Annotated in this window: 27 protein-coding genes and 1 pseudogene; 9 read left to right on the top strand and 19 right to left on the bottom strand. The window is 36.1% G+C overall.

Annotation, left to right across the window (positions count from 1 at the left end):
• Positions 1-224 precede the first annotated feature (224 nt).
• From STA7437_RS03615 to STA7437_RS03595, 5 genes are all read right to left on the bottom strand, one after another.
• The gene (locus STA7437_RS03615) at positions 225-725 is read right to left on the bottom strand and encodes a hypothetical protein (RefSeq protein WP_015192013.1); all 501 of its coding nucleotides are present in this window, start codon (positions 723-725) and stop codon (positions 225-227) included.
• 32 nt (positions 726-757) lie between these two features.
• The gene (locus tag STA7437_RS03610; RefSeq protein WP_015192012.1) at positions 758-1372 is read right to left on the bottom strand and encodes a TolB family protein; all 615 of its coding nucleotides are present in this window, start codon (positions 1370-1372) and stop codon (positions 758-760) included.
• Positions 1350-1646, bottom strand: coding sequence for a photosynthetic electron transport-dependent transcriptional regulator PedR (pedR, locus tag STA7437_RS03605; protein WP_015192011.1), 297 nt, complete (start codon positions 1644-1646; stop codon positions 1350-1352). Before pedR ends, STA7437_RS03610 begins: the two co-directional genes overlap by 23 nt.
• Positions 1647-2024: 378 nt before the next feature.
• Positions 2025-2420 (bottom strand): YybH family protein, encoded by a 396-nt coding sequence (locus tag STA7437_RS03600; RefSeq protein WP_015192010.1) that lies wholly within the window; start codon positions 2418-2420, stop codon positions 2025-2027.
• 128 nt (positions 2421-2548) lie between these two features.
• Positions 2549-3190, bottom strand: a complete 642-nt coding sequence (locus STA7437_RS03595; RefSeq protein ID WP_015192009.1) for an SOS response-associated peptidase — start codon at positions 3188-3190, stop codon at positions 2549-2551.
• Between the two features lie 161 nt (positions 3191-3351).
• Here STA7437_RS03595 and STA7437_RS03590 point away from each other — a divergent pair, with 161 nt between their 5' ends.
• Positions 3352-4074 carry a dienelactone hydrolase family protein gene (locus STA7437_RS03590; protein WP_015192008.1) on the top strand — a complete coding sequence of 241 codons (723 nt, stop codon included), beginning with the start codon at positions 3352-3354 and terminating at the stop codon, positions 4072-4074.
• A gap of 115 nt (positions 4075-4189) precedes the next feature.
• Here the strand turns inward: STA7437_RS03590 and trxB are convergent, their stop codons facing one another.
• The 3 genes from trxB to hemW all read right to left on the bottom strand — a co-directional run bounded on the left by trxB (position 4190) and on the right by hemW (position 8627).
• On the bottom strand, positions 4190-5587 hold the full coding sequence (trxB, locus tag STA7437_RS03585) for a thioredoxin-disulfide reductase (protein WP_015192007.1): 1398 nt from the start codon (positions 5585-5587) through the stop codon (positions 4190-4192).
• 204 nt (positions 5588-5791) lie between these two features.
• Complete coding sequence (gene psbA / locus STA7437_RS03580) at positions 5792-6874, bottom strand: photosystem II q(b) protein (protein WP_015192006.1); 1083 nt, start codon at positions 6872-6874, stop codon at positions 5792-5794.
• Positions 6875-7337: 463 nt separating this feature from the next.
• Positions 7338-8627: a radical SAM family heme chaperone HemW gene (hemW, locus tag STA7437_RS03575; RefSeq protein WP_015192005.1), complete on the bottom strand. Its 1290-nt coding sequence runs from the start codon at positions 8625-8627 to the stop codon at positions 7338-7340.
• Positions 8628-8924: 297 nt separating this feature from the next.
• Here hemW and STA7437_RS03570 point away from each other — a divergent pair, with 297 nt between their 5' ends.
• On the top strand, positions 8925-10016 hold the full coding sequence (locus tag STA7437_RS03570; RefSeq protein WP_015192004.1) for a PIN/TRAM domain-containing protein: 1092 nt from the start codon (positions 8925-8927) through the stop codon (positions 10014-10016).
• Positions 10017-10421: 405 nt separating this feature from the next.
• Here the strand turns inward: STA7437_RS03570 and psb35 are convergent.
• The 6 genes and pseudogenes from psb35 to STA7437_RS25365 form a co-directional block, all read right to left on the bottom strand.
• Positions 10422-10628, bottom strand: a pseudogene (psb35, locus tag STA7437_RS27645) (photosystem II assembly protein Psb35).
• A 213-nt stretch (positions 10629-10841) separates the two neighbouring features.
• Complete coding sequence (locus tag STA7437_RS03560) at positions 10842-12140, bottom strand: envelope membrane protein (RefSeq protein WP_015192003.1); 1299 nt, start codon at positions 12138-12140, stop codon at positions 10842-10844.
• A 129-nt stretch (positions 12141-12269) separates the two neighbouring features.
• Positions 12270-12992, bottom strand: a complete 723-nt coding sequence (locus STA7437_RS03555) for a carbonic anhydrase (RefSeq protein WP_015192002.1) — start codon at positions 12990-12992, stop codon at positions 12270-12272.
• Positions 12993-13082: 90 nt separating this feature from the next.
• Entirely contained in the window at positions 13083-13385 is a 303-nt protein-coding gene (locus STA7437_RS24650) for an ATP-binding protein (protein ID WP_051036024.1), read from the bottom strand.
• A gap of 193 nt (positions 13386-13578) precedes the next feature.
• Entirely contained in the window at positions 13579-14040 is a 462-nt protein-coding gene (locus STA7437_RS24645; protein WP_051036023.1) for a HAMP domain-containing protein, read from the bottom strand.
• 137 nt (positions 14041-14177) lie between these two features.
• Positions 14178-14318 carry a winged helix-turn-helix domain-containing protein gene (locus STA7437_RS25365; protein ID WP_216087090.1) on the bottom strand — a complete coding sequence of 47 codons (141 nt, stop codon included), beginning with the start codon at positions 14316-14318 and terminating at the stop codon, positions 14178-14180.
• A gap of 90 nt (positions 14319-14408) precedes the next feature.
• Here STA7437_RS25365 and STA7437_RS03540 point away from each other — a divergent pair, with 90 nt between their 5' ends.
• Positions 14409-14765, top strand: a complete 357-nt coding sequence (locus STA7437_RS03540; RefSeq protein ID WP_015192001.1) for a DUF6883 domain-containing protein — start codon at positions 14409-14411, stop codon at positions 14763-14765.
• Between the two features lie 18 nt (positions 14766-14783).
• On the top strand, positions 14784-15032 hold the full coding sequence (locus STA7437_RS03535; RefSeq protein ID WP_015192000.1) for a DUF4926 domain-containing protein: 249 nt from the start codon (positions 14784-14786) through the stop codon (positions 15030-15032).
• A 69-nt stretch (positions 15033-15101) separates the two neighbouring features.
• On the opposite strand, the gene STA7437_RS03530 is transcribed toward STA7437_RS03535, so the two are convergent.
• Positions 15102-15641: a Calx-beta domain-containing protein gene (locus STA7437_RS03530; protein ID WP_015191999.1), complete on the bottom strand. Its 540-nt coding sequence runs from the start codon at positions 15639-15641 to the stop codon at positions 15102-15104.
• Positions 15642-15921: 280 nt separating this feature from the next.
• Positions 15922-16134, bottom strand: a complete 213-nt coding sequence (locus STA7437_RS03525) for a hypothetical protein (RefSeq protein WP_015191998.1) — start codon at positions 16132-16134, stop codon at positions 15922-15924.
• Between the two features lie 307 nt (positions 16135-16441).
• Between STA7437_RS03525 and STA7437_RS03520 the strand changes: the two genes are divergently transcribed.
• On the top strand, positions 16442-17677 hold the full coding sequence (locus STA7437_RS03520) for an NB-ARC domain-containing protein (RefSeq protein ID WP_015191997.1): 1236 nt from the start codon (positions 16442-16444) through the stop codon (positions 17675-17677).
• Between the two features lie 6 nt (positions 17678-17683).
• On the top strand, positions 17684-19108 hold the full coding sequence (locus tag STA7437_RS24640; RefSeq protein ID WP_015191996.1) for a protein kinase domain-containing protein: 1425 nt from the start codon (positions 17684-17686) through the stop codon (positions 19106-19108).
• Positions 19109-19115: 7 nt separating this feature from the next.
• Here the strand turns inward: STA7437_RS24640 and STA7437_RS03510 are convergent, their stop codons facing one another.
• A complete protein-coding gene (locus STA7437_RS03510) occupies positions 19116-21302 on the bottom strand; it encodes a transglycosylase SLT domain-containing protein (RefSeq protein WP_015191995.1) in 2187 nt (728 codons plus the stop codon).
• 138 nt (positions 21303-21440) lie between these two features.
• Here STA7437_RS03510 and STA7437_RS03505 point away from each other — a divergent pair, with 138 nt between their 5' ends.
• Positions 21441-22127, top strand: a complete 687-nt coding sequence (locus STA7437_RS03505; RefSeq protein ID WP_015191994.1) for a hypothetical protein — start codon at positions 21441-21443, stop codon at positions 22125-22127.
• A 65-nt stretch (positions 22128-22192) separates the two neighbouring features.
• Here STA7437_RS03505 and STA7437_RS03500 read toward each other — a convergent pair whose 3' ends face one another.
• Both STA7437_RS03500 and pgl read right to left on the bottom strand, forming a co-directional pair.
• A complete protein-coding gene (locus tag STA7437_RS03500; protein WP_015191993.1) occupies positions 22193-23182 on the bottom strand; it encodes an FHA domain-containing protein in 990 nt (329 codons plus the stop codon).
• 89 nt (positions 23183-23271) lie between these two features.
• Positions 23272-24003, bottom strand: a complete 732-nt coding sequence (pgl, locus tag STA7437_RS03495; RefSeq protein WP_015191992.1) for a 6-phosphogluconolactonase — start codon at positions 24001-24003, stop codon at positions 23272-23274.
• A gap of 304 nt (positions 24004-24307) precedes the next feature.
• On the opposite strand from pgl, the gene hpsJ-B reads away from it, so the two are divergent.
• Together hpsJ-B and STA7437_RS03485 are read left to right on the top strand one after the other, a co-directional pair.
• On the top strand, positions 24308-25123 hold the full coding sequence (gene hpsJ-B, locus STA7437_RS03490; protein ID WP_015191991.1) for a hormogonium polysaccharide biosynthesis protein HpsJ: 816 nt from the start codon (positions 24308-24310) through the stop codon (positions 25121-25123).
• A 101-nt stretch (positions 25124-25224) separates the two neighbouring features.
• On the top strand, positions 25225-26040 hold the full coding sequence (locus STA7437_RS03485; RefSeq protein WP_015191990.1) for a tetratricopeptide repeat protein: 816 nt from the start codon (positions 25225-25227) through the stop codon (positions 26038-26040).
• Positions 26041-26398: the final 358 nt, after the last annotated feature.

The following is a 26398-nucleotide window of genomic DNA, read 5'->3' as shown; positions in this document are numbered from 1 at the left end:
ACTCAAAATGTTAAGATACAATTTTTAAAATTAAAGATTATTAAAATGTTGATAGTTGATGGTTAATTATTAATTGTTGGTCGCTACGCGCACCTTCGGTGAGCTTGATTATTCATCCCTCATAATTAGTAATTAGTAACTGGTCACTGATAACTGATAACTGATAACTGATAACTGGTCACTGGTGTATTTTAAGTATTATTAGACATTGTTAAAGAAGAAATTTATTCGTAGCGAGTAATGATCACTAAAGTTCGATTATTCTCAAGAAGATTTAAAATAGGAAGCAACTCAGTCAAAGGATCGGAAGAATTAAAACCAGACTCTTGAAAACGTCTAACTAAAAAGTTAGAACTGGTGTAAACCGTACTAGAACTAGGACTAGTAAGATAGGCAACAGGAGTAGAACTAGCAAAGACTACAGGGTTAGATGCTGATGAATTAATGGTATTAGCTGAACCAAGAGAGACAAAACCAGGAAAGCTAGGAAATACAGAATTTTGAACAGTTGTTTGTGGTGTTGAGGCTGAATATTTTTGCTCAGTTTGTGGCTGTTTCGGCGTGGAAGAGTTACATAGAGAAGTTAAATCTACTAATGTGCCTGATTCATTAATCATAAAACATTCTGGTTTTTTTTCTGCGCGAGCTTGTGGAATTAAAGTTGCAGTAGTTAAACCTAAAGTGACAAGACAAATTCCTATGACTTGATTGAGTTTTTTGATCATGATTTATCCTTAATAAAGATTTTAAAAATAAATTAATTGTTGGGTTGCGGTGGAGCAGAATTATTTGGAACACTAGTAGGTAAAGATAACTCTGTTCCCAAACCTCGGTCATAAATTTCTATATCCCATTGTCCCGAACGATTGCCTTCAAAAGCAATAAAGCGACCATTTCCACTAATAGTTGGGTTACGTACTTCCCCCAGAAAATTACGAGTAATATGTTCAGATTTTAAAGCAAAGCGATCGTAAAGAAAAATATCTGGTTTACCCAATTGTTCTGAAACATAGACTATGTAACGACCATCAGCACTAATATCCGCCTGAAACTGCATACTACCTTGCTGATTAAGTCCAGGAAGAGATATCAAACGACGACTTTGCAGATCATAAAGATATATACTACGTTGAGAGTTACGGTCTGAGGGTAGCCAGGGAGCGTAGCGATCGCTCTCAAACACTAGATAACGACCATCATAGGAAAAATGAGGTTCTTGTTCTGTTGCCGTCGTATTTAATGTAGCACCTAAATTTTGAGTAGGCGGTGTAATGTAATTAGCTTGATTACAACTGCCTAGTCCTATGGTTATACCGATACCTAATACAGTAACTATAACAATTTGTTGTTTAAGCTTCCGATACCATCTCATTGCGGTCTTGTGACTTATTAGAGTTAGGCAAAGAACAGCAGTTGACATCATCAATACATACTTTTCCCCACTGTAAAGCCCAACGAACTAATTCTACGCGATTTTCGGTTTGAGTTTTTTTGAGAATGTTACTAATATGATTATCAACGGTTCGTTTGCTAATATCCAATTCTTCAGCAATTTTATGATTACTTAAGCCACTGACAACTAATTCTAGAATTTCTAATTCGCGAGAAGATAGTAAAGCAGGGTGATCGAATTTGTCACTAATCATAGGTATTTTTTTCCATAGTACATCTACTTATTACTCCATTATTTTAGAAGGTAATTTTACAATTGAAACCTTTTTGTTACAGAGTAATAGAAGTTTAAATTGATTTTGAGTTTTAGTACTGTTAATTAATTGAGAGCAAGTCTCTTCCTCAGTTTAAAGACACGCAAAAAACAATCGATTCAATTTTGCCACCGATTAATTAGTTTATCGTGGTCTACGGGGGTAAGAAATGGACTGTCAAGTCGGGCTATCGCGAAACCAACGGTAGGAGGCATTTTTTGTCGTTTGTACTAACGTGTTTTAGATAAGTGGCGTAGGGCAGTAAACCCCAGATCGCAAGATTGGGAAGCTCTCAGTTTTACTGAGAGAGGAAGTCACCTAACGCATAATGGGACTGCCATGATGATGGATTAAATACCATTTCTGCGCCATTTTCTGAAAAATATTGGTCGCTATCGATGGTGCTTTAACTTTTCTACCTTGGCTCGACTGTAACACTATTTCTCGAACGACTACATAAGCAAGGCAAGAGTCGATTTCTACTTTGACAACTTCTATATCTATCTCAAACGAGTCTGTGTTTTTAAAGATCGATTCCCAACTCTCTCGAATCTCTTCCCATCCCGTAAGCACTTTTCCCCCAGGATGAACGCACAGACTAGTCGAACCCTGCCACCAAAGAAGGTTCATGCTTCCAATATTTCTATTCAAGAAAGCATCATAAAAGGCTTGGTTGGTAGCTAAAACTGCTTCTCGATCCAATGAATTAGTCATTCCATAATCTTATAACTGAGAGAGGTTTTTTTTTAAAATTGCGATCGCTTTTAACTTTCAATCAATTTTACACACTCGGGGCTATCGTTACAAGGATTATTGACGAAGTCGAAGCAGGCTTCGTTTTTTTAAGGCGGAGTATCTTCGACTTTTGTACTTACGGGAGCTATTTTAAGTTTGTCTGAACTGTAGGGCTGCAAAAGTGGTTGTAACAATTCTGGTTGTTGTACAGTTGGAGCAAGCCACTTTTCGTAGTCAGTAGATTTTAAGATAACTGGCATTCGTTCGTGAATTGGCTGCATAATCTCATTCGCTTTAGTGGTAATGATGGTGCAAGTAGCAATTGTTTCGCCGTTCTTTGGTTGCCAGGTTGACCATAATCCAGCCAAGGCAAATGGTACACCGTCTATCTGCTGAATATAAAACGGCTGTTTGCGATTTTCGGTCTTCTGCCATTCATAAAAGCCATCAGCAATAATTAAGCAGCGAGAATGACTCAACGCACTTCTAAAAGAGGGTTTTTGAGCAACTGATTCGGCTCTAGCATTGATTAGTTTTGCTCCTATTGAAGAATCTTTTGCCCAGTGAGGAATCAAACCCCAACGTAACCATTTAAATTCGCGACCGCCTTTTACCTCAGAACCTACAATTGCTGCTACCTCTTGAGTAGGAGCGATATTATATCTGGGTTTTAACTCAGGAAGATTAGCCAAGTTAAAAGCTTTGGCAATCTCAGAACTAGAATGATATAAAGTAAATCTACCACACATCTAAATTTTAGATACTATTGTACTAATCTATGATTATAAAGTAATTCTTAGTTGTTGTAGTGGAGCTACAGAAAGTTTCTCCATAATAATTAGACAGACTAAATGGCAGTTCCATGTCCTACGATAGTACGTAAACCAAATAGACAGGAAGGAGGTATGACGTGCAAATAGAAGAGACAGCAGTGATGATTTCTACGCTTGATGGACAGATGCCCGCATTCTTGTATAAATCTACTGAACATGGAAAAAAGCCAGCCATAATTCTTTTAATGGAAGCATTCGGCTTAACTACACACATCAAAGATATAGCAGCCCGAATTGCCAACGAAGGATATGTAGTGCTTGCACCAGATCTCTACTATCGTGAGTTGCCAAACAACAAGTTTGAATATAGCGAAGTTGAACAAGCGATGGCAATGATGTACCGCCTTGATTTCGGCAAGCCAGTAGAAGAGGATCTGAGAGTTGCGATCGCTTATGTGAAATCACAACCCGATGTTTTTCCAGAGCGGGTCGGGGTGACTGGATTTTGCTTAGGCGGTGGTTTGACCTTTCTCACGGCTTGTAAGTTTTCAGACGAAATTGCGGTGGCTGCTCCTTTCTACGGAATGGTGCTAGATGAGTGGATTGAGGCAATGAGCAACATCGCGGTACCGATATATTTGTTTCATGGTGGTGTTGATCCATTCATTCCGCTTGAACGTATTCAGCAAATCGAGTCTCGGTTTAAGGAACTTGGTAAAGAGTACAAATTGAAGGTTTATCCTCATGCCGATCATGGTTTTTTCTGCCACGAGCGTTCTTCCTACAACCGTTTGGCAGCCGAAGATTCATGGCATGAGCTTACACAGTTCTTCCACAAACATTTGCAAAAGTCTGTCTAATATCAAGTACTAATAATTGGTTGAAATAAAAAAGCCTGGTTGCATTTACTAATTACTAATTACTAATTACTAAGAGAGTATCTATATATTTAAAGTCTCTTCAAGCAACCAAAAGTTATACTGAAGCTTTAACTCCTACTGGTAAATAATTTTCTATTACTTGACGGTATTCACTCTTTTGTTTTACACCTTTAAGTTCTTGAACTAGTTCTTGATTGCGGAAAAACTGAATAGTAGGTGTACCAATTACTTGACCCATTTTGGCAATTTCTGGTTCGGCAACAATATCAATCTCGATAAAATGAATCTTGCCTTCGTATTCTTCGACAAGTTTATCTAAAATTGGTTTGAGAGTTTTACAAGGACCACAAGTAGGAGAAACATATTTAACCATTAAAACGCGATCGCTTTCATGGAATAATCTTCTTAAGGCATAACCACCGTAGTGACGAGTAGCATTAAGATCAAAAGTCTCTTCCGTATCAGCTTGATGTTCTGTTTCAACTACTTCAGTCTGTTCTTGAACCTCTCCTGAAACTTTTTGATGATATTCCGTAATTAAATTGTGTTCCGATAACCATCTTTCTGCCGATAAAGCTGCCATACAACCAGTTCCTGCTGCGGTAATTGCCTGACGATATTCATGGTCTTGAACATCTCCTGCTGCATAAACTCCCTCTACAGAAGTCTGCACTGTGCCTGGTTTGACGACTAGATAACCAACTTCATCTAGTTCTAACTGTCCTTTAAACAAAGAAGTATTAGGATTGTGTCCAATGGCATAGAATAAACCTTTAGCTTTAATCTCTTGTTCTACACCAGTTTGATTATTGCGGATTCTAATCCCACTCATGCGACCATTTTCACCAAAGACATCGACTGCTTCTGTATTCCAATGAACAGTAATTTTAGGATTGTTTAAAACTCTGTCTTGCATAGCTTTAGAGGCCCGCAGTTCATGTTTACGAACTAATAAATGTACGTGAGAACCATATTTAGTTAAATAAACTGCTTCTTCTGTAGCAGAATCTCCACCACCTATAACTACTAATTCTTCTCCAATAAATAACGGACTTGCACCATCACAAATAGCACAAGCAGAAATTCCATTATTCCAATAAATCTTTTCACTCGGAAGATTCAACCGTTTTGCCGTTGCACCTGTGGCAATAATAATACTGTGGGTTTGTACTTCTCTTTCCTTGGAACGAACGGTAAAAGGACGCTTACTTAAATCTACTTCCACTACATCTTCTGTATAGCATTCTGTTCCCCATCTAATTGCCTGTCCCTTCATTCTTTCCATCAGTTGTGGTCCAGTAATACCATCAGGAAAACCAGGAAAGTTTTCTACTTCGGTAGTAGTCATTAATTGTCCACCAGGAATTCCTCCTGCTTGTAAACCTTCAAACATCACTGGTTTAAGATTTGCCCGCGCAGCATAAATAGCAGCAGTGTAACCAGCAGGACCTGAACCAATAATTACTAGGTTTTCTATGGTTTGATTTGTCATAATTATTATATATTAAACTCATAACGACTACACTTTGGTTATTATAACTTAACTTTTCTCTTCTGGCACAACAATTTATAGCGTTTCTCAATTTTTAGAGATACAGTTCCTTTCCTTGATTGAGCGCTGATATAGCAACCGAACCAAACAAAAACGCCCTTCCGAAGAAGAGCGTCTTGAAAAATTCAGTTAGACTTGAAGCAATTAGCCTTGGATAGAAGGTGCAGTGAGAGCTACAGGAGTTTGTTCACCACTAGCTAAGTCTAAGGGGAAGTTGTGCGCATTACGTTCGTGCATTACTTCAAAACCGAGGTTGGCACGATTCAGTACATCTGCCCAAGTGTTAACCACACGTCCTTGAGAATCCATAATGGATTGGTTGAAGTTGAATCCGTTGAGGTTGAATGCCATGGTGGAAATACCCATTGCAGTAAACCAGATTCCCACTACCGGCCATGCACCTAAGAAGAAGTGCAAGGAACGGCTGTTGTTGAAAGAAGCATATTGGAAAATTAATCTTCCAAAGTAACCGTGAGCAGCTACGATGTTGTATGTTTCTTCTTCTTGACCGAATTTGTAACCGTAGTTTAAAGATTCAGTTTCAGTTGTCTCACGAACCAAAGAAGAGGTTACTAAGCTTCCGTGCATTGCGGAGAATAAAGAACCTCCGAATACACCTGCTACACCCAACATATGGAAGGGGTGCATTAAGATGTTGTGTTCTGCTTGGAACACGAACATGAAGTTGAATGTGCCACTGATTCCTAATGGCATTCCATCAGAGAAAGAACCTTGTCCTAATGGATAGATTAAGAATACAGAAGTAGCAGCAGCTACAGGTGCGCTGTATGCTACACAAATCCAAGGACGCATTCCTAAACGGAAGGATAATTCCCACTGACGACCCATCCAGCAGAAAATTCCAATTAGGAAGTGGAATACTACTAACTGGTAAGGGCCACCGTTGTACAACCACTCATCTAAGGAAGCTGCTTCCCAGATGGGGTAGAAGTGAAGACCAATTGCGTTCGAGGAAGGTACTACTGCACCAGAGATGATGTTGTTTCCGTATAACAGAGAACCTGCTACAGGTTCACGGATACCATCGATGTCTACTGGAGGAGCAGCAATGAAAGCTATGATGTAGCAAACAGTAGCAGTTAAAAGACAGGGAATCATTAACACGCCGAACCAACCTACATAGATACGATTGTTGGTGCTAGTGATCCACTGACAAAATCTTTCCCATACACCAGAAGTTTCTGGTCTGCGTATAGTAGTTGTCATTGATTATTATTCCGAATTAAATCTACTTTAAAAAAGCAAGTTTTTTGCTTGCTTATATTCAAGTATATTTACATCTCTTTTTATTGGATCGCATTTTTTAGTTAATTTATTTATATTTATTTTGAGTAAATTAAAGTCATGTTTCTAATTGTTGCGAATTAGGTATGTGATGTTAAATTAATTAAAATTTGTTAACAATAGTCTAGCATTTTTTGATTATTTCTAAGTAAAAAAAAGTTACCTGTAAAATTTTCTACACAATAATCCAGGTAACATAAAACTTTTTCTGAAGGAAGGAAAATTAAAACATTAGCAAAAAATAATGACAAATTTAATTGTCTTGGTACAAAACGACTTAAACGATGTAGCCAAAAATATATTTTTCACCCAATCATTTTATTATATCAATTATTGCTTCACTTAAGATTGATTTTTGTCAATAACTAAAATAGACAATCTTTAACTAACTCAACTTTTCAAATAAAGCAGCTAAAATCGTGTTGGAAAAGAGAAATCCCTCTGGATCTTTTAATCGCAAGCTTAATTCTAAATTTTGTTCCAGATTATGCCAATCTGCATTGATTTGCTTGCCTTCGTCGGTAATAGTTTCTACCCATCCCTGATTTACATAAGGTTGCAGACAAATACAAATTGGTTTGAGAATTTGTTTGCCAAATTGCTGAGTGATGTTTGATAAACGAATTCCTTCAGCTAGACGCAAACCCAACATTAGTGTTTCTAACAAATAATCGCTAGCAGATAACTTTGGTACATCAATTATGGCACCAGCTTTAACCCAAGCATAATATTCTCTTCTAGTACGAGGACGTGTAAATCTTTTTTGGGCAAAAAAACTTGCTGCACCCATCCCAAAACCGTAGTATGGTTGATTTTGCCAATATACTCGATTGTGACGACATTGAAACCCTGGTTTGGCGTAGTTAGATATTTCGTAATGTTGATAACCAGCATCGGTTAACATTTGCTGTGCTAGTCTATACATGGTGGCGGTATCTTCATCGCTTGGTAAAGGTTGGAGTCCTGGTTGATATTGCTTACCAAAAGCAGTAACCGATTCTAATACCAGATCGTAACAAGAAAGATGAGCAGGACTAATTGCGATCGCTTGATTCAGAGAATCATGCCATTGAGTTAAGGTTTGTTTGGGTAAACCAGAAATTAAATCTAAACTAAAATTAGTTATGTTTAATTGATTAATCAGAGCGATCGCATCAAAAACATTTTGACTTGTATGAGAACGTCCGCAAATTTGCAATAATTCATCTTGAAAAGCTTGTACACCTAAACTCAATCGATTGACACCAGCAACTAAAAAACCTTGTAATTGTTCTCGATTAAAAGTACCTGGATCGATCTCCATAGAAATTTCTGCATCCTTAGCAATTCCAAAATGCTGCTCAAGAGTTGCTAAAATTCGAGCAAGTAAGGAAACTGGTAATAAGGATGGTGTGCCACCACCAAAAAAAATTGTAGTTAGAGGTTGACGCGATCGCTCAATTGTTATGATTTCTTGACATAATGCCTCAACATAATCTACTACCATAGTTGAAGTGGAAATGAGATTACCATTACCCACTACAGAAATAGGAAAATCACAATAGTAACAACGACGACGACAAAAAGGAACATGAATATAAACCGCAGTTGGCACAGAATCTATTAACGAATTGTGCTGTTGTTTGCAGAGAAAATCTTCTAGATTTAAGGATAAATTTTGCGTCATTAAGGTCATTAAGATCGATTTTTAATTTGTTTAAACGAACAGTCACCCACAATTGAAATAGAACAAAAACAGTCTGACTAGTAACTTCTTTTGTTGAGAACAATCATTATCAAGCCATTTTTGACAATCTGAAAAAAGCTAAATTTTGTAATAAATCCTGCCGAAAGAAATTGCGATGATAATAAATCAATTTACCTTAGTAGAGTATTCCAGACAGATACAATATTAAGAACTAGGTAGTCTTTCACAGTCTGTCTGTCAGATTTATTAAAGTAAACATATACCTAATTTATTTCAACTAGAACAATGGTTGATGTCATCATAATTATTATTTGTATTGTAGCAGCAGTAAATCTTGGTTTTGAGAGTTTACAACTATTACCTGCTGATATTCTCGAACAAGTTTCTAATATTGACGCTTTACGCTTCGTTATCGCTGGTTTTAGTGCCATTATCGGTTTGGGGATTGGTGTCGTAGTACAAACTACCTATCGAAGATTAGAAACTCAAATCCGTAATACAGCAATAGAAACCATTATTACTCGTGCGATCGGTTTAGTAGTAGGTTTGTTGGTAGCTAATTTAATGCTTGCGCCAATCTTTTTGCTACCAATTCCCAAAGAGCTTAGTTTTGCCAAACCGATGCTAGCTATTTTAGGCAGCGTCATGTTTTCTTTTATGGGAGTGAGTTTAGCTGATACTCATGGACGCACTTTTTTACGTTTGATCAATGCTAATAGTCTAGAAACGATGTTGGTCGCCGAAGGAACTTTAAAACCAACCTCAACTAAAATATTAGACACTAGCTCTATTATCGATGGTCGGATTGAAGAGTTACTTAAAACTGGTTTTTTGGAAGGACAGATTTTAGTACCGAAGTTCGTTTTGCAAGAATTACAGCAATTAGCTGATGGCAGTAACGATCAAAAACGGATTCGTGGTAGAAGAGGTTTAGACATTCTCAATCGTATTCAAGAAGCATTTCCTGAGCGTATTATTATTCATAGTGCTGACTATGAAGATATTGATACAGTAGATGCCAAATTAATTGCTTTGGCTCAAGAGCTTAGTGGTATGCTTTTAACCAATGATTACAATTTGAGTAAAGTTGCCAACTTACAAAAAGTAGTAATTCTCAATGTTAATGATTTGGCTCAAGCAGTACGTCCGATCTACTTACCAGGTGATCATTTAGAATTAAAAATTCTGAAGGAAGGAAAAGAGCCACAACAGGGAATTGGTTATCTTGAAGATGGCACTATGGTAGTAGTCGAGGAAGGCAATCATTATGTTGGAGATGAAATTCAAGTCGTAGTGACTTCTTCTCTACAAACTTCTGCTGGTAGAATGATTTTCGCCAAACCATTTTCTGAAAGCTATTCTAAAATCTTGAAATAGTTTGGAATGCGAATAAATAGTTGATTGTAATTGTTGCTATTGCCAAGAAATAACCAGAAACAATAGCGGGGTTCTCAGATTAATGAGATACAGTTCATTTCCCTGGTTGAGCTTTAATAGTTGAGATTTACGGTAGTGCGCTTCGCTTATGTTAATGGTTGATTACTACTTTTGATCCTTCGTCTTACTCAGGACGCTTCGCGCTTTTGTACAGACATAACATTTTATGTCTCTACTTCCTGCTCACTGATAACTGATAACTGATAATGGCGTACCTTACTTATTTGAGAACGGCTATACTGTTTTTCGGTTAGGTACATGGCTAATTGATTTGTTATTGACGACAGTTATCTTTTCACTTCTTTCGCGATCGCTCGGGGCAAGACTTTAATTTAATTATGCTAACTAAAATTTACTTAATTTATCATTATCTAAATCAATGTTTGGCACAATATTAGGTTTTTCCGCATCTTCCCAACCAGTAGGACGTTTGGAATTTTACCAAGCAATAGAACCAATACTTACAGCAGCAATAAAACCAACTACATAAACAGCAACAAAATAAGTAGGAAATTTACCACCTGCGATCGCAGCTTCGAGCAATAAATACATTAATCTAATTTTCCTTTACAAAACTTAATTAAACGTAATCTTATCAAAAAAGAGTATTTGATCCTATAGCATTAGAACGAAAGATTAGGACATCATTCTAGATACTAGGGGCGAATGCCGTTTACCCTTTCAAAATTTTTCAGTTTTAACCCTTTTATGTAAGGCTATTTTAATTAACAATAAAGTACAAATCTTTGATCTCAGATAAGTAGTTCATTCATTCATATTTTTCAAAGTAGCAACGGCTGAAGGTGAAATACGGTTAAGATATCTAAAAATCCAATATTTAAAAATAGTATCGAGAATAACAGGAAAAGTAGCAATAAATAAAAAGATAGCACTGCGATTAGGCTGAATTCCTAAATGATTAGCAACACCTTCCATAATTATTTCCCAACCATGAGGCGAGTGAAAACCGACAAAGATATCGGTCAACATAATAATAATAAATGCTTTAGCACTGTCGCTTAAGTTGTAAATCATGCTGTCAAGAAAACTTTTGACCGCAATAATTCCTTGTTGATTGGTTAGTACAACTCCTGCAAAGGCAATTAATCCCAATAAATCAGCAAATACATTACTGATAGCAACATTACTTTTATAACTAAATTCTTCGGCTAATTCATTAGCTTTTTCTTTGAGCTTTAATTCTGTAGCTTCAGGTGAAATATTAGAAATTTGTCCTAGAAGACTTTGAAATTTTAATCCTTCTTCAAAGATTTGTAATTCTCTGAAAGCTTCTTGTTTCATATCATTATTAATAAATATTTCTGCGTTGTGGCTAGCGCGAAATTCTTCAACTAAAGGTAATAACAAAAATTCTTTAGATAATTGTTGAGTTAATAATGGAATAATAATTAACAGAAGTATACATCGAATTGCAGTTTGAGTTATCCAACGAGAACGACGAAAATTTTGTAAAATTTCTGCTTCACTATTGTTATTAAAATCTGTTTTAATTCTTTGAAAACTTCTTGATAGAGATCTCTCCCTTGGCGAGGCACTTCGCGATCGTGGTAATACTTCAGTTTTTTCTGTTGTTGATTGAACATTTATAAACTCATCTTGTACAGAAGCATAATTAGTTGGTGAATTAGATTTTTCAAGAGTATTAATTGGTTCTACTACGGATGCTTCAACGATATCTGTACGATATTTTTTCAGAACTTCATCAATGACAACTAACTTTTCCCAAGAGTTAGAGTTTTGAGAATTAAGTAAAAAACGACTAACTTTAAATTCAGCTAAATTAATTTTAATAATTGCTAAATATTGCTCCAGGTCTGATTGTAAACATTCTATAATGGTCGATTTATAATTATTAGTAGCCTGGATTTGTTGTTGTGCTGCTAAATAATCTGCTTCTAAAAATTGAATTTGTAAGGCTGCTTGATAAGCTTTATTTAATGCTCTTTCAGGAGTGGCTATCAACCAGCGATAGCTTGATTGGGAATAACTAGATATTTTTTGGAGAAAAATTTCTTTATTTTTCTTAGATAAAGATTTTTTCATTATTGAGTTGGGAATTGTCTTGATTGTCAATCAAAAAAAGTAACAGGAAAAGAATAGCTTAATTATTAAATCAAATCAGATAATTCTTTTCCAAGAGAGAGCAAATTTTAAAAGATAAACATCAACACTTTAAGCTTGTTGGTGATGAATAATTGATAAAGGATTAGGAACAGGAAACGGTCCAGAACTAAGCAAAGCAAATTCGCCTTTATTAGCATCATAAGCATAAATTTTGCCAGTTTCTATGGTATAAACCCAAGCGTGAAGAGAAATTTGACCGCTGTGCATTTTGGAACGAATGACAGGATAAGTTTCTAAATTTTCGATCTGAGTTAAAACATTTTCTTCAATAGCAATCTTCAATAATTGTTCTTCACTACAATTACCATAATTTTCTTTTAATAAACGACGCACAGGTTCGCCATGATGTTTTAACCAATCGTAAACTAAAGGCATTTCTTCATTTAGTTTATTAAGTTGTAACAAGGCTTTCATACTGCCACAATGAGAATGTCCACAGACTACAACGTGTTTAATATCTAAAGCTGCTACTGCATATTCAATTCCTGCACCCTCGCTACTATTAAGAATGCCATGAGGAGGAACAATATTGCCGATATTGCGAATAATAAATAATTCTCCAGGTTGAGTTTGAGTTAATAAATTAGGATCTATTCTGGAATCAGAACAAGTAATTAGCAGAATGTCAGGAGTTTGGCCTTGAGAAAGTTGCTGAAATAATTCTTGATGAGTATTAAAATAGTTCGTCTGAAATTCACCCAATCCCTGAATAATGCGACTAAGAGGCATAGACAACTCCCTAGTTGGTAAATCAACGGCTTTTGTTGACATCATAATCCTCAATCTTAGTTGTCGGAAAGAATAACTTGAACTGTTTAATGATTTACCTAAGCTGCATCAGTGAGAGGCTGTCCCCCGAATTCAATTTGGGACGGGGTTCATAAACCCTCGGCTTGTACGCCGCTTCACTAAACAAATTCCACCAACTTTTTTGAGGAGAGGTGTAATTTCTTCAATCAAAAAATTTAATTGTTTTTCATTGGTACAAACAGTCAAAATATAGGTATAACTAGAAGCTCGATCTAAATCGTTATCTAAAATACCGCGATCGCCTTCGATGCGATAAAATCTTTCAAACAGAAAGGGTAGATGTTTGTCAGCAATTCCTGTTCCTGTATTACTAATTGTTACCAAAATTTGAGTTTGATTTTGATCAGCTTTCAATTTTACTTGTCCTTAAGAAGGCGTATATTTAACCGCATTGTCTAAAAGATTTAAAAATAAACTGATAAATAAATCACAATTTCCCACGAGCGACAATTCTGAACTAATTTTAGCAACAATATCGATCTGAGATTTTTCTGCTCAAGGCTGAATTTGTTCAATTAATACTTCTAATAAATTGCTTAAATCTACTTCAAAATAAAGTACCTTTTCCTTCTAATTCTTCTTGCTCTAAACGGGCTAAAAATAATAATACATTAGTTAAATGAATTAAACGATCTGTTTCTTTTTCCAAATCTAATAAAGTGGTTTCATATTCAGCAGGTGTACGTCGACGACTAAGAGCATCAGCAATAAAACGTCGTTCGTGTTCAAAGGCTAACTCAATTCGATCAAACATTTTATCTAAAGTCATTGCCAAACGCCCCACTTCGTCTTTGACCCCTTGATAATCAATTCTGCGACTCAAATCATCAGGGCTAATTGCTTCGGCAGTTTGAATAATGCTATTAATTGGACGTAAAGCTCGGTCTGCTAAAAATAATCCACCTAAACCAGCTAATAATAAAACAATTGGAAATCCAAATATAATTAACAAGAAAAGACGATCTAAAGCTTGAGAAACAGGTTGCAAAGATTGAGCGAATTGTAACACAATTTGCTCTGATTGCTTGTTATTGTTAAGCCAAATTGCTTCAGCAATTTCATTAGCAGCGATCGCTAAAGGGAGATTATATACTCGCCAAATTGTCGCCCGAACTGTTAACTAAGAAAAATCAATTGATTCAACTCTTAAACAATAACCACACCTCGAATAGTATGAATTAACTGCTGAGAATAATCGCGATCAATCTTTCTTCTCAGATAACCAATATAAACATCCACCACATTAGAATTGTTATAAAAATCTAAAATTCCAAACCCGTTCGCCAATGTCAAAACGCGATCGCTTTACAACTGCTAGAGAAATTTTAGAAGCATTAGACTTTTCTCTACTGTGGCAAAATGTGACCAAAAAATCTTATGGAAGAATCTAATTTAACTCAACTCATACCTAATGCAGAAAATGCATTTGTCGATCTTTGCAAACTGCGTGATTATTGTCTCAATCAAGAACACAAGATAGGCAAACATAAAGCGCGACTTTTTCAATCAATACTGGGAATAACGGCAGAAAATGCCCTTGAGTTACGTCAAATTTTGCTTGAAGTTATCAAAACCCATCAAGCTAAGTTAGGGCGAAAAGATAATTTTGGACAGCGTTACACCCTAGATTTCACTTTAAAATGGCAAAATAAAAATGCAGTTATTCGTAGTGGTTGGATTATCGAACATAATTCTCAGATTCCCAAATTAACCAGTTGCTATCCTCTTGTTTAATTAGGAGGTTTCTTTAAAATGACAAGCGATAATATTAAACTACTTGATGTAGTCGCGTTAACAGTAAATCTACCCGAACAAAATTTGTGTCGAGGTCAAGTAGGAACTGTTGTAGAAATTTTAGCTGATGGTAAAGCTTTTGAAGTAGAATTTAGCGATGCGGAGGGACAAACTTATGAATCTTTAGGTTTACGTCCAGAACAAATAATAGTGTTACATTTTGAGCCTATTTTATTTAATTCAACACCCGAGATAATTAATGCTTGATACCTTATCAATAATTTTTGTAGGGGCAAACTACTGTTCGCCCTTACACTAATATTAGGTTTTAAATTTCTAATTGTCTTCGATAGTAACTGTAGCAGTTTGGGTTGTTCCCGTACCGATGTCGCCATCAACTTCTTTAAGAGTGATAGTTACTTTTTCAGTGCGTTCAACCACACTATCATCAATGGGAGTAACAAAAAGATCGACATAGAAATGTTCTGCGGGAATAGTTATCGAACCAGATAATTTCTCGTAGTCAACGCCGTTAACTGCTTGACCGCCTCCTGTTGCGATTACATAATTTACTGTCTGTGCTTCTGAAGTATCGCCATCGCGAGTAATTCTAAATTTTCCTGCATTAGTTCCTTCTTCTTTGGCTTCGCTATCTTGTGCTGTGACGGAAACGGTTGAGATAGGATCGGCTGTAGATATAAAACTAAGATTGTAGTTAGTATTCAAATTATCTTCACGACGATTGATGCTAAGAAAGTAATCGGCTGTATCTAAAGTTGAATTAATCTCAAGATTTTTAGATTCATCTAAAATAAACCTATAAAGATTCGAGATCGAAATTAAATTGCTAGGTTTTTCTGGATTTATTATTCCCATTTTTCTAAAAAAATAACATCAATCAATAAAATATTTAGAGAAAAATATCCAACAATTAACAATAAATAATAAAAAATTATCTCTCCTAAAAAGAAGAGAATTGATAATAATTGCTAAATATTTATTGGATAGAAAAAACTAAATCTAATTGACGACCTGTTGAAGTTATATAGCCATCACCACCTCCAAGCATAGGTTGAAAATTAATCTTGCTTGACCAATATTGTCATCCTGATAAATAAATAGTCTAAATTTTGCCTAGATTGAATTATTAAGTTTTTCAAATATGAATAGTTATAATTTCATCAATTTTTCCAATATAAATAGGACAACCTCGATAAAAAATTTGTCCGTGTCCTGGTTCTAAATCAAAATCAATCTCACCATTATCATCAGTTACACCACCTCCAAAAAAGTCATTGAATGCAACAGCAATTTTAATTTTTTGGGCAGGTAGCGCATTATTTCTCCAAAAAGCTTTAACTGTGATCATTACTTAATCTCCTTCAAAGATATTCTTATTTTTTTATAACTTCCTGAGTAAGAAAATGAAAAGTTGCTTAAAATCCTCAAAAAAATTCAACTAGTTGAATGATTTTCAGGTTGAATAATTTTATCTAAAAAAACTTAAATATTTATTACAAAAAATTTCTCTTGGCATAAAAAACCATCATTAACTTGGAGTGAGATTAGATATTGTTTGTTTTTAAATTTTTGTAGTTGCTCAATTAACCCAATTACCGATAGTGACAAAATTTCAAAATAGTTATTTGGCAGGCGAGATATTTAAACAGTTACTCATGAAAAAAAATATCAATGCCTATCGACTCGCCCAACAGACTGGAATTGATAAAACCTATCTGAGTAAACTGATTAGTGGTGTAATCAAAAAACCAGGGCATGATAAATTAGCTAAGATCGCTCAGGTTTTAGAACTTAAACCAAGTCAGTTACTAGCTATTTTTACCAAACCTCAGACGGCAGTAGCAGAATTAAATGTAGGAGAAATCAAACTTAGTCAACAGCAAACAGTTCAATATTCAGGACAAGATTGGGGAGAAGCACCTGATGGAATGGTTTGTTATGGAAGACTAGCTGAAATTGAAACATCACGGCAATGGTTGATTCAAGAACGCTGTCGAGTAATCATTTTATATGGTTTGGGTGGTATTGGTAAAACTACGCTCGCTGTACACTTAGCTAAACAGTTTCAAAAAGAATTTGATTATATCTTTTGGCGTAGTCTAGCTCATGCACCATCGATAGAAACTGTCCTATCTGAAGCTATAGTGTTGACTGCACACAGACAAACTTTTGAAGCTACAGTTGCTCAAAAAATCTCTCAATTACTATTTCAATTGCGTCAAAGTCGTTGTTTGTTGATCTTTGATCAAATAGAATCAATTTTGGCAACGGGAAATGCGACCCAACCATATCAAGATGAGCATCAAATGTACGGTGAATTATTTCGTCAGATCGCTCAATTAGAACATCAAAGCTGTTTATTGCTAATTGGGAACGAAAAACCGAAAGATTTAGCCATACTAGAAAGTGCTTCGGCATCAATCCGTTCTTTGCAACTTCAAGGTTTAACTACAGCAGCACGTCAGTTACTTGAAGACAAGCAATTATCAGAAATAGAACGTTGGGATGAGTTAATTGAAATTTATCGCGGTCATCCCCTCGCTTTAAAAATAGTCGCTACAACGATTAAAGAAGTTTTTAATGGTAGTATATCTGAATTTTTGCGCCAAAATACTTTATTTCTTGGGGATTTAGAATTTGTAATTGACCAACAATATCATCGTTTATCAGATGCAGAAAAAACTTTGATTTGTGCGATCGCAAAAGAAAATCAATTAGTCTCAATTCCGCAGTTGATGGCAAAACCAACTTTATCAATGCGTTGTTCAGAAATGATTGGGTTGCTTGACTGTTTAAGGCGGCGATCGCTGTTAGAAACTGTTCAAGAACATAATCAAACTTTCTATACTCTTCAACCTGTGATAAGAAAGTATTTAAATTCTTATTATTAAATTGATATGAGTTATTGTTTTAATCCTGATTGTCTTCATTCTCACCAGGAAAATAATGACGACGAGTTTTGTAAATATTGCGGTGCTAATTTAATCATTCAACAACGTTATCGTGGTGTCAGTTTGTTAGGAAAAAGTCAACTAGCATTAACTGTAGAAGTTAAGGATGGCAAATTTCCCCAAACTAATAAAGTTTTAAAAATTCTACTGACAAGCTATCCCAAAGCTGTAGAATTATTTCAGCAAGAAGCGAAAATCTTACAACAAATTAATCATTCTGGTATTCCTCAAGTACAACCAGAAGGATACTTTGTGACTCAAGTGAGGTGGAGTACCAAACCGCTATATTGCTTGGTGATGGAAAAAATTGAGGGTTTAAATCTCGAACAATGGCTACAACAACAAAGTCAACAGCCAATTACTAACGAACAAGCTTTTGATTGGCTTAAACAATTATTAGAAATACTTACTCTATTACATCAAAAACAATATTTTCATCGCGATATCAAACCAGCTAATATTATTCTCCAACCCGATGGAAAATTAGCTCTCATAGATTTTGGTGCAGCCAGAAGAGTTACTGCAACTTATTTAGGTAAGATAGGAGTAAATCAAGGCATTACTAGTATTGGTACTCCAGGTTACATGGCACCAGAACAAATTGATGGCAGTGCTTTACCTCAATCAGATTTTTTTGCTTTAGGCAGAACTTTGGTTCATCTTCTGACAGGTAAACATCCTCAAGAGTTACCAAAAAATTTGCAAACAGGAGAATTGCTTTGGCATCAAGCAGCACCTGTTGTATCAGAGTCGTTGGCAGATCTACTCGATTCGCTGATGCATCATTTACCAGGAAAACGTCCAGCTAATACTCAAGTAATTTTAGCTGCTTTAACGAAGGCTCAAAAGTCAAAAAATAATTTCCTGAAAAAATGGCAAAAACGTTTGAGATTAAATGTTCCTGTTAGTTTAAGCTTAATTGTTTTACCGTTATCAATTTTTGGTGTATTCAATTTTGGTAACAATTTAAATCAAAGAATTACCACCAACAAAATTCAGAACGCACCACTATGTAATAATTTAACTTGTCTCAATCGCGACCCAATTGATAATAACTGTGATAACGATGCCAAAACTATCACCTCTAACATTGGTAACTATCAGCTTGCTTACGAACAACTAGTTGCCTATAAGGTAGAGTTGCGTTATTCTGAACGTTGCCATGCTACTTGGGCAAGATCGGAAGCTCCTTATCGATCCGTTCATTATGTAGAAGATCGTCAAGGCAACATCTACGGTCAAATTACAGTTGCCAAAGACGGATGGAATAGGCACTATGCTGATATGGGGCCTGGTAAAAATACAGAAATTCGTGCTTGTGCTAAACCACCAACAGGTGAGACTAGATGTACTAATTTTGTCAAGTTGTAAAGCGAAATTATTTATTACGTTTGAGATAATTAGCCACTTGTTGTTTAACTTGAGGGTCATATAAACGTAGATAATTCCAATAATTGCTAAACACTCCTTCTACATAATCTTTAGTTTCAGGAAAAGGAATGTCTTCTACAAAACTATCTAAATCCTGAGTATTATATTGTTGTAGCCATTGATTAACATTACCTGTTCCCGCATTATAGCTAGCGATCGCAAGAAGAGAATTATTTTGATAACGCTCGTGATTATGAGCTAAATACCAAGTTCCAATCTTAATATTGTCCTCGGGTTGCTTTAAAGAATATTCGGCAAGATTGATTTGTGCTGCTACCCATTGAGCAGTTTCGGGAACAACCTGCATCAAACCCACTGCACCAACTCGCGAATTAATTTCAGGTGCAAAAGTTGATTCTTTCCGCATCACTGCCACAACTAATAAAGGATTGATTTTACTTTGTTGGGAATTGGTCAAAATTTCATCTCGATAAGGAAAAGGAAATAAAGCATACCAATAAGTTGGTGTTTTTCTAAGAGCTTGCCATTTTTGTTGTTCGTGGGGGTTTTCCCGTTGAGCTAAATCCCAAACTTGATTAATTCCTGCCGAAATTTGCCTCAATTTGAGTAAAAGTAGCCCTTCAATAAATTGTTCTGAGACAGTTAGTTCTTGAGGCTGTTTAATTTCTGATTCCAGGAGATTCCACGCAGATTGATACTGTCCTAACACTAATAATTCTTTGATAGTATCGGAATTGGTATAAGGAACTAGATTTAATTCAGGAAACTCTAAAGCGGGATTAAAAGCACGCACATCATCAAAATCTCCCACTTGCCAACCCAATTTTACTGCCGATCGCCAGGCATAATAGGATTGAGGATAAATAGTAATGACTTTTTGAAAGGCTTGTTGAGATTCTGCGACAAATCCTAATTGTTTAGCCCATTTTCCTGCCCAGAAGATAGCTTTAGGCAAAATTTCCAGATTGAGATTACCCTTAATTTTAATCAAAGGTTGCACCCATGAATAAGCACCTTGAATGTTTCCTTTTACTGCTAACTTCTGCGCTTCTTGCCAACGATAAGTTACGGCTGCTTCAGAATTAGGATATTGTTGCAACAATTTTTGTCGAGCTTGGTTAGCTAACTCTGACTGTTTGAGTGCGTCATAAATCAATCCTTGAGATAATAAAGCTTGGGGTGCTTGTTCAGGAAACTTCTCAATTGCCATTTCTAAATAAGCGATCGCTTCTGCACTTCCAGAAATTGAAGCTAAATGAAGTAAACTCAATCCTGTTTCTCTGGAATCGTGAAACTCGTCAATTAAGCGTTGATAACTTCTAATAGCTTCAGAAAAATTCCCGTTCAGATGAAAACCTCTAGCAGCCCGATAGAGATTACGAGGAGTCAGACGAGCCAAAGTATAAGCATCAGCAGCCTTACGATATTTTTCTTCACGCCAATAACCCGATGCGATCGCTTCCCAATCTTCAGGGGTTAATTGTGCAGGATATTCTAGAACTAAACGATCTCTAATTTCCTCAGTATTAGGCTCACGACTATATTTAGCTAACAATAATAATAAATGTAATTGATTGGAATCTTGTTGAAGTAGCTGACGAACTAGCTTTTGAGTTAGAGGATGATAAGGAAACTTTTCAATTAGTTGTTGTTGATAAGAAACATCAGTGTGACTCAACCAAAACAAAACTTCTGGAATTGCCAAAGAATCAGGATATTTTGTGATTAATTGTTGATACACTTGCTGCACTTGGGCTGATTGATTCAGCAATTGATAAGCATTGGCTTGTTGAACCAGAATTTGCGGAGCGAGAACCGAATAATTCCTTTCTAAGTCTTTTAAATAAATCAAAGCAGCTTTTGCTCGTTGTGCTTTTAATAAATCTACAGCCAAAAGATAACGCGCCCGAGAGCGATCGCTTTTAGTTACCTCAGATTTTTTCCAAAAAGGGGAATTACTCTGAATAATTGCTTTTAAACGAACATCTCTTTGCTCAGGAGAAAGGCTAACTAATGGTAAAACTTGAGAAGGCTGTTGTGATTTTTCTGGTTGCTGAGTTTTGAATAGCCAAACCATCACAGTTAGCAAGCAGAGACTAAAACTTAGTCCTAACCAAATTTTGTGAGAACCTCTTTTGTGTTTTGGTTGAGGTACTGGTCTTTGTTTTAACATAACTACAGATGAGTAATCAAATCAGGTCTTATATTCAACAGCATTTTGCTAACCGAATTGAATCCCAAAGTTACCAGGAACTATGATAAATAGCTCTGCGTCGAGATAATCAATCAATAAAATTAAATCTTGAAAATTATGTTTGCTTCTAGATACTTTAAACCAGCTACTTCTTTGCTAATGTCATTAACTATTGGTATGGTTGCCATTACACCATTAGTTAGTTTAGCTCCTGCTTCCGCTCAACTTTTTCCTTCACAAAATAGACCTAATCGTAACAACTATCCTAATCCTAATCTACCTAGCCAGCTGATCATTCCTGCTGGAGCAGAAATTCCTGTTTTTTATGAAGATGCAGAAAAAATTTTAGTAACTAAAGAAGAAACTGCTCCTTTAACTCTAAAAGTGGCAGCTAACTTAAGAAATCGCGACCGCGTTACTTTGATCCCCTATGGAACAGAAATTGTTGGTCAAATTGAACCAACTAATGGTGGTTCTCGTTTTGTTGCTCAAGAATTAGTTTTCTCCGATGGCACTAGAAAATCTATTGATGCTACTTCTCAAACTATTACTCGTACCGAAACCGTTAGAAGAGGAGCAAGTGCAGGTGGAATTCTTAAAGGTGCTGCGATAGGTGCAGCAGCAGCCACAGTAGTTTCGGGAGTTACTGGAGATAGAGCGATCGCTACAGAAGAAGTTCTCGGTGGTGGTGCTATAGGTGCAGCAGCAGGTTGGCTGTTGGGCAGAAAACAAGTAGAACTCATTTCCATCGATCCCAACAGCGATCTGAATTTAACCCTCCAATCCGACTTAGCTTTGCGCTAGTCATTTAGAAACTTTTAAAAGTTGCTCCATAATTCTTAATTGAATACATCATTGTTTGACTCAAATTAATTAAGTTGAAAAATAAAAGTCACTAAATCGCCTTTGCCCAAGGAAATGCGATCGCCAGTTCTCAAGCGATGACGATTTCCAGGTGGTAAGGGACTGTGATTGACATAAGTGCCATTAGAAGAACCAACATCTTCCAGAAAATAAGTATCTCCCTCAACCCGAATATCAGCATGAATTCGTGAGACGACTTCGGAATTAGGAAAACCAGAAACGTCAATATCGGGAGGGATTTGACTATTTGGTTTGCCAATATGAATTACATATAAATTGTGAGGAAGTTCTAAAGTAGTATTGGTCTGGACATGAAGCAGACTAGCTTGCTGAATTTGGAGTTGGGTGGCAGAACTCACTTTTCCTCCTGGAGAAAATGGTTGTGGTGGTGGCAATGGCGGAGATGGTGGTGATGGTGGTGGTGATGCTTCAGCAACAGGTTGAGGTGATGGAAGTGGTTGCCCTTGATTAACTCTAGGCTCAAAATCAAGATTTTCTGCTAATTTTGGCTCAGGTTCAGTAAATATGGGGTTGTTCTGCGAAGTTGCTGATAATTCTTCCTCAAAATCAACTAAAGGAGAAGTTGTTTCTGGAAGTTCCTCCAATTCCTCCAACTCCTCTAAATCTTCTACTGCTAAATTTTCATCATCCCAAGAATCCTCAAACCCTGATGTCGGCGACATCACCTCGGTTTCATGAGTTTGCCAAGGTTCGGGCGTAGGAATTGTTTCGATCTCCTCATCATCCCAAGGATTAATTAATGTAGAGGAAGCACCAGTTGTAGACGAGCCTACAAAGGTTTCAGAAAGTTCTGGAGTAGGAGCGAGATTTTCTGCTTGAAGATTAAAACCACATTGACCACAAAAAGTAGCATCAGTTTGTACAGAGGCCCCGCAATTAGGGCAGCTAGTAGTTTGAGGCAAAAGAGTATAGCAATTTTCACATTGCATCGAACTTTCTGGATTTTGATGATTGCAATTTGGACAGACAATCATAGGTGTTTTAGGTAATTAAGTTTTATCAATCTAGTTTTCCAGAATTTTTAGTAAAAAAAAAACTGAATTATTATTTTGTCTCGAATATTTTAAGTCAGATTTCCATCAAATTCAGCCCCAGCAGAATGATCTAACAACCACCATAGTTCCCCTTCAGGTTGAATTAAACGAGCAGGATACATCATTTCATCTCCTTGAGGTGCAAAAATTTCTCTAAGGGCGGGACGCTTATTTTCACCACTGACGATAAAAACGATACAACGAGCATGATTAAGTAAAGGTACAGTAAAAGTTAAACGAGGTTCGCCCTGCTTATTTCCAACTGTTACCAATCGGTCTGTTACCGTTAAAGCATCTGTTTGAGGAAACAAAGAAGCAGTATGACCATCATCTCCTATTCCTAATAAAATTAGATCGAAATGGGGAAATTCGCCAGGAGCAAGTCGAAAAAATTGTTGTAATTCGGCTTCATGTCTTTGGGCATCGAGATCGGGTTCTCCTGCTGTAGTGGACATTGGATGAATATTGGTTTCAGGAAAATCAACTTTTGATAGCCAAGCTTGGCGTGCCATCAGTTGATTACTATCTAAATGATCTGCGGAAACATAACGTTCGTCACCCCAAAACACCTCAATTTTGTCCCAAGGAAAAGATTGTTTTGCTAAAGCTTCATACAAAGGTTTGGGCGTATTGCCTCCAGCTAAAGCAATAGTACATTTTCCTCTGCTTTCAATAGCTTGTTGAATTTTGGTAACTACTAGCGAAAGCGATCGCTCTATTAAAGCGTTTTTATCTTTTAATATTTCAACTTTTTTATTCATGATGATTTGAGCTTGGTGAGATTTGGGAATAATGGGATGGCATTTTTTAGACTCTTACCATCCTAAAATCTCCTCGGAAAATAAAGACTAAAACTTAAGCATATATTTGTGTCACAGCTTAGCCAAATAGTGGACAAGTTAAGATGGGCAAGTTAAAACTCAATTAAACTTATCTGGATTGAAATTTTTGAATTGCTCTTAAAACAATTACCAATCCATTTAGCTTGTTTATCGTTATTACTTTATCAGTTATTACTGCGTTTACTCTTAAACACAATTATTTAGTAGTTCTAAAAATCAAACCATGAATAACACAAGTACGTCTCAATTTACGTCTTTATGTCTTAAGATAGTAGGCTTAATTTTGATTATTTCTGCTTTACTCGATTACCTCACTTTAGCAATTCCTTTTCAGCCATTAGATTCTCAATGGCAAATTAGTTTTACTGGTCAAATTGTTGATCGCGGAATTGTTCCTATGGTTGGCATAAGTTTTATTTTAGTTGCTGTTTGGATTGAAGCAACTCTCAGTAATACACCTAAAAAATCTGGTTTTGATGTCAAATTACCAGTATTTATCTTAGCTAGTCTCCTTGGCTTATTATTTTTGCTTTTAGTTCCTTTACATTTAAATAATCTTCGTTTAGCTAGTGATAATGCTATCAATCAAATTCAACAGGGAGCGGATCAGGCTGAAACTAGAATTAAAGAACAATACGATCAGCTTAATGCTTTAGCTCAAGATCCTCAACGTCTACAACAATTGGAAGCCCAACTCAAACAAATCGATCAAGCTATTAGTAGTGGTAAAGTTGAAGGACAAACTCTTAATCCTCAGCAGCTACAACGTTTACAAGAAACCCAACAACAATTTCAAAACTTTCGTGAATTGGCTAAAAATCCTGAAGCATTAGAAGCTAGACTAAGTGAATTACAAACTCAGCTACGAGATCAAAAGCTAGAAAGAGAAGGTCGTGCTAAAACTGAAGCTATTAAACAAGGTTTACGCACTGGTTTAAGTAGTTTAATGTTAGCCATTGGCTATATTGTAATTGGTTGGCTTGGCTTAAAAGGATTTGGAGGTACTTCGCTTAGCCCGAAAAAAGCTCCTGTGCGTTAAACTGTCTATCTATCTCAACCAAATTGATTTGATCTCGATCTACAAGGCATCTCTAAGATCATAATAAGTAATAAATACTTAAAAATAAAATCTGAGATGCAATGATTCGTTGGTTAATCGTTTTAATTGGGATTTGTTTTCTCTCCTTCTTCAATATCAATCAAGTTGCTTCTGTACAAGCTTCGGAATTATCTTCTTTTACGCAGCAGCAACTTAATCAAGGAGAGGAAACCGCTCAAAAAGCTTTACAGGAAATAGAACAAGGCAATTATCTTCAAGCGGAAGTCTATTGGACTCAGTTAATTGAACAATTTCCAAATAATCCTGCTGTTTGGAGTAATCGAGGCAATACTCGCATTGCTCAAAATCGCCTAGATGAAGCGATCGCAGATTTTAATCAATCGATTAAAATAGCTCCTCAATATCCCGATCCTTATCTTAATCGTGGGATTGCATATGAAATTAAACGACTTTGGCAAGAAGCTTTAGCTGATTACGATCATGTTTTAGCGATCAATGCTAATGATGCAGTAGCCTATAATAATCGTGGTAATGTTAAAGCAGCACAAGGGCTTTGGCAAGAAGCTTTGAACGATTATCAAAAAGCGGTAGAAATTGTTCCTAATTTTGCTTTGGCTCGTGCTAACTTAGCTCTTAGTACTTATCAACTAGGAAACTGCGATGAGGCAATTCGTCAGTTGCGTAATTTAGTCCGTAAATATCCTTTATTTTCTGATCCTCGGGCAGCTTTAACCGCAGCTTTATGGGTGGCAGGTTTCCAAGGAGAGGCTGAAAGTAATTGGGTAGCAACAGTCGGTTTAGATCATCGCTATCAAGATCTTAATTGGGTTAGAAATAATCGTCGCTGGCCACCAACCATGATTGAGGCATTAGAAAAGTTTTTGACTCTCTCTTAGCATTTTCTTTACCTTATCAAGATATTATTGGGTTCTATCAATAAAATTAAGTAACACCAAGACTATTATTAGCCTAATTCTGAGCAAATTAAGCTGTACAATTTGTCTCCAAATCAATCTTTAATCAAAAAAATTTCAAAAAATTAACCTAACTAGTTTTCTATCGATAAAAATGTTGATAATATATTATACCCATAAGGCTAATCAACAATAGACCAGGAAAGTCAAGTTAAAGTTTTAATGTGTGGTGTGGAGCTAAAACAAACGAACTAATCAAAGGAGAAATTGTTAAGATTTTTTCAATGATTAACATATTTGCTTTTTTTCAATCTATCACTTACCCAAAACACATTGAGAG

The sequence above is a fragment of the Stanieria cyanosphaera PCC 7437 genome (assembly GCF_000317575.1).
In the GTDB taxonomy this organism is placed as follows: Bacteria; Cyanobacteriota; Cyanobacteriia; order Cyanobacteriales; family Xenococcaceae; genus Stanieria; species Stanieria cyanosphaera.
The sequence above is the reverse complement of the archived record's forward strand: the minus strand, read 5'-3'. Positions and strand labels throughout refer to the sequence as shown.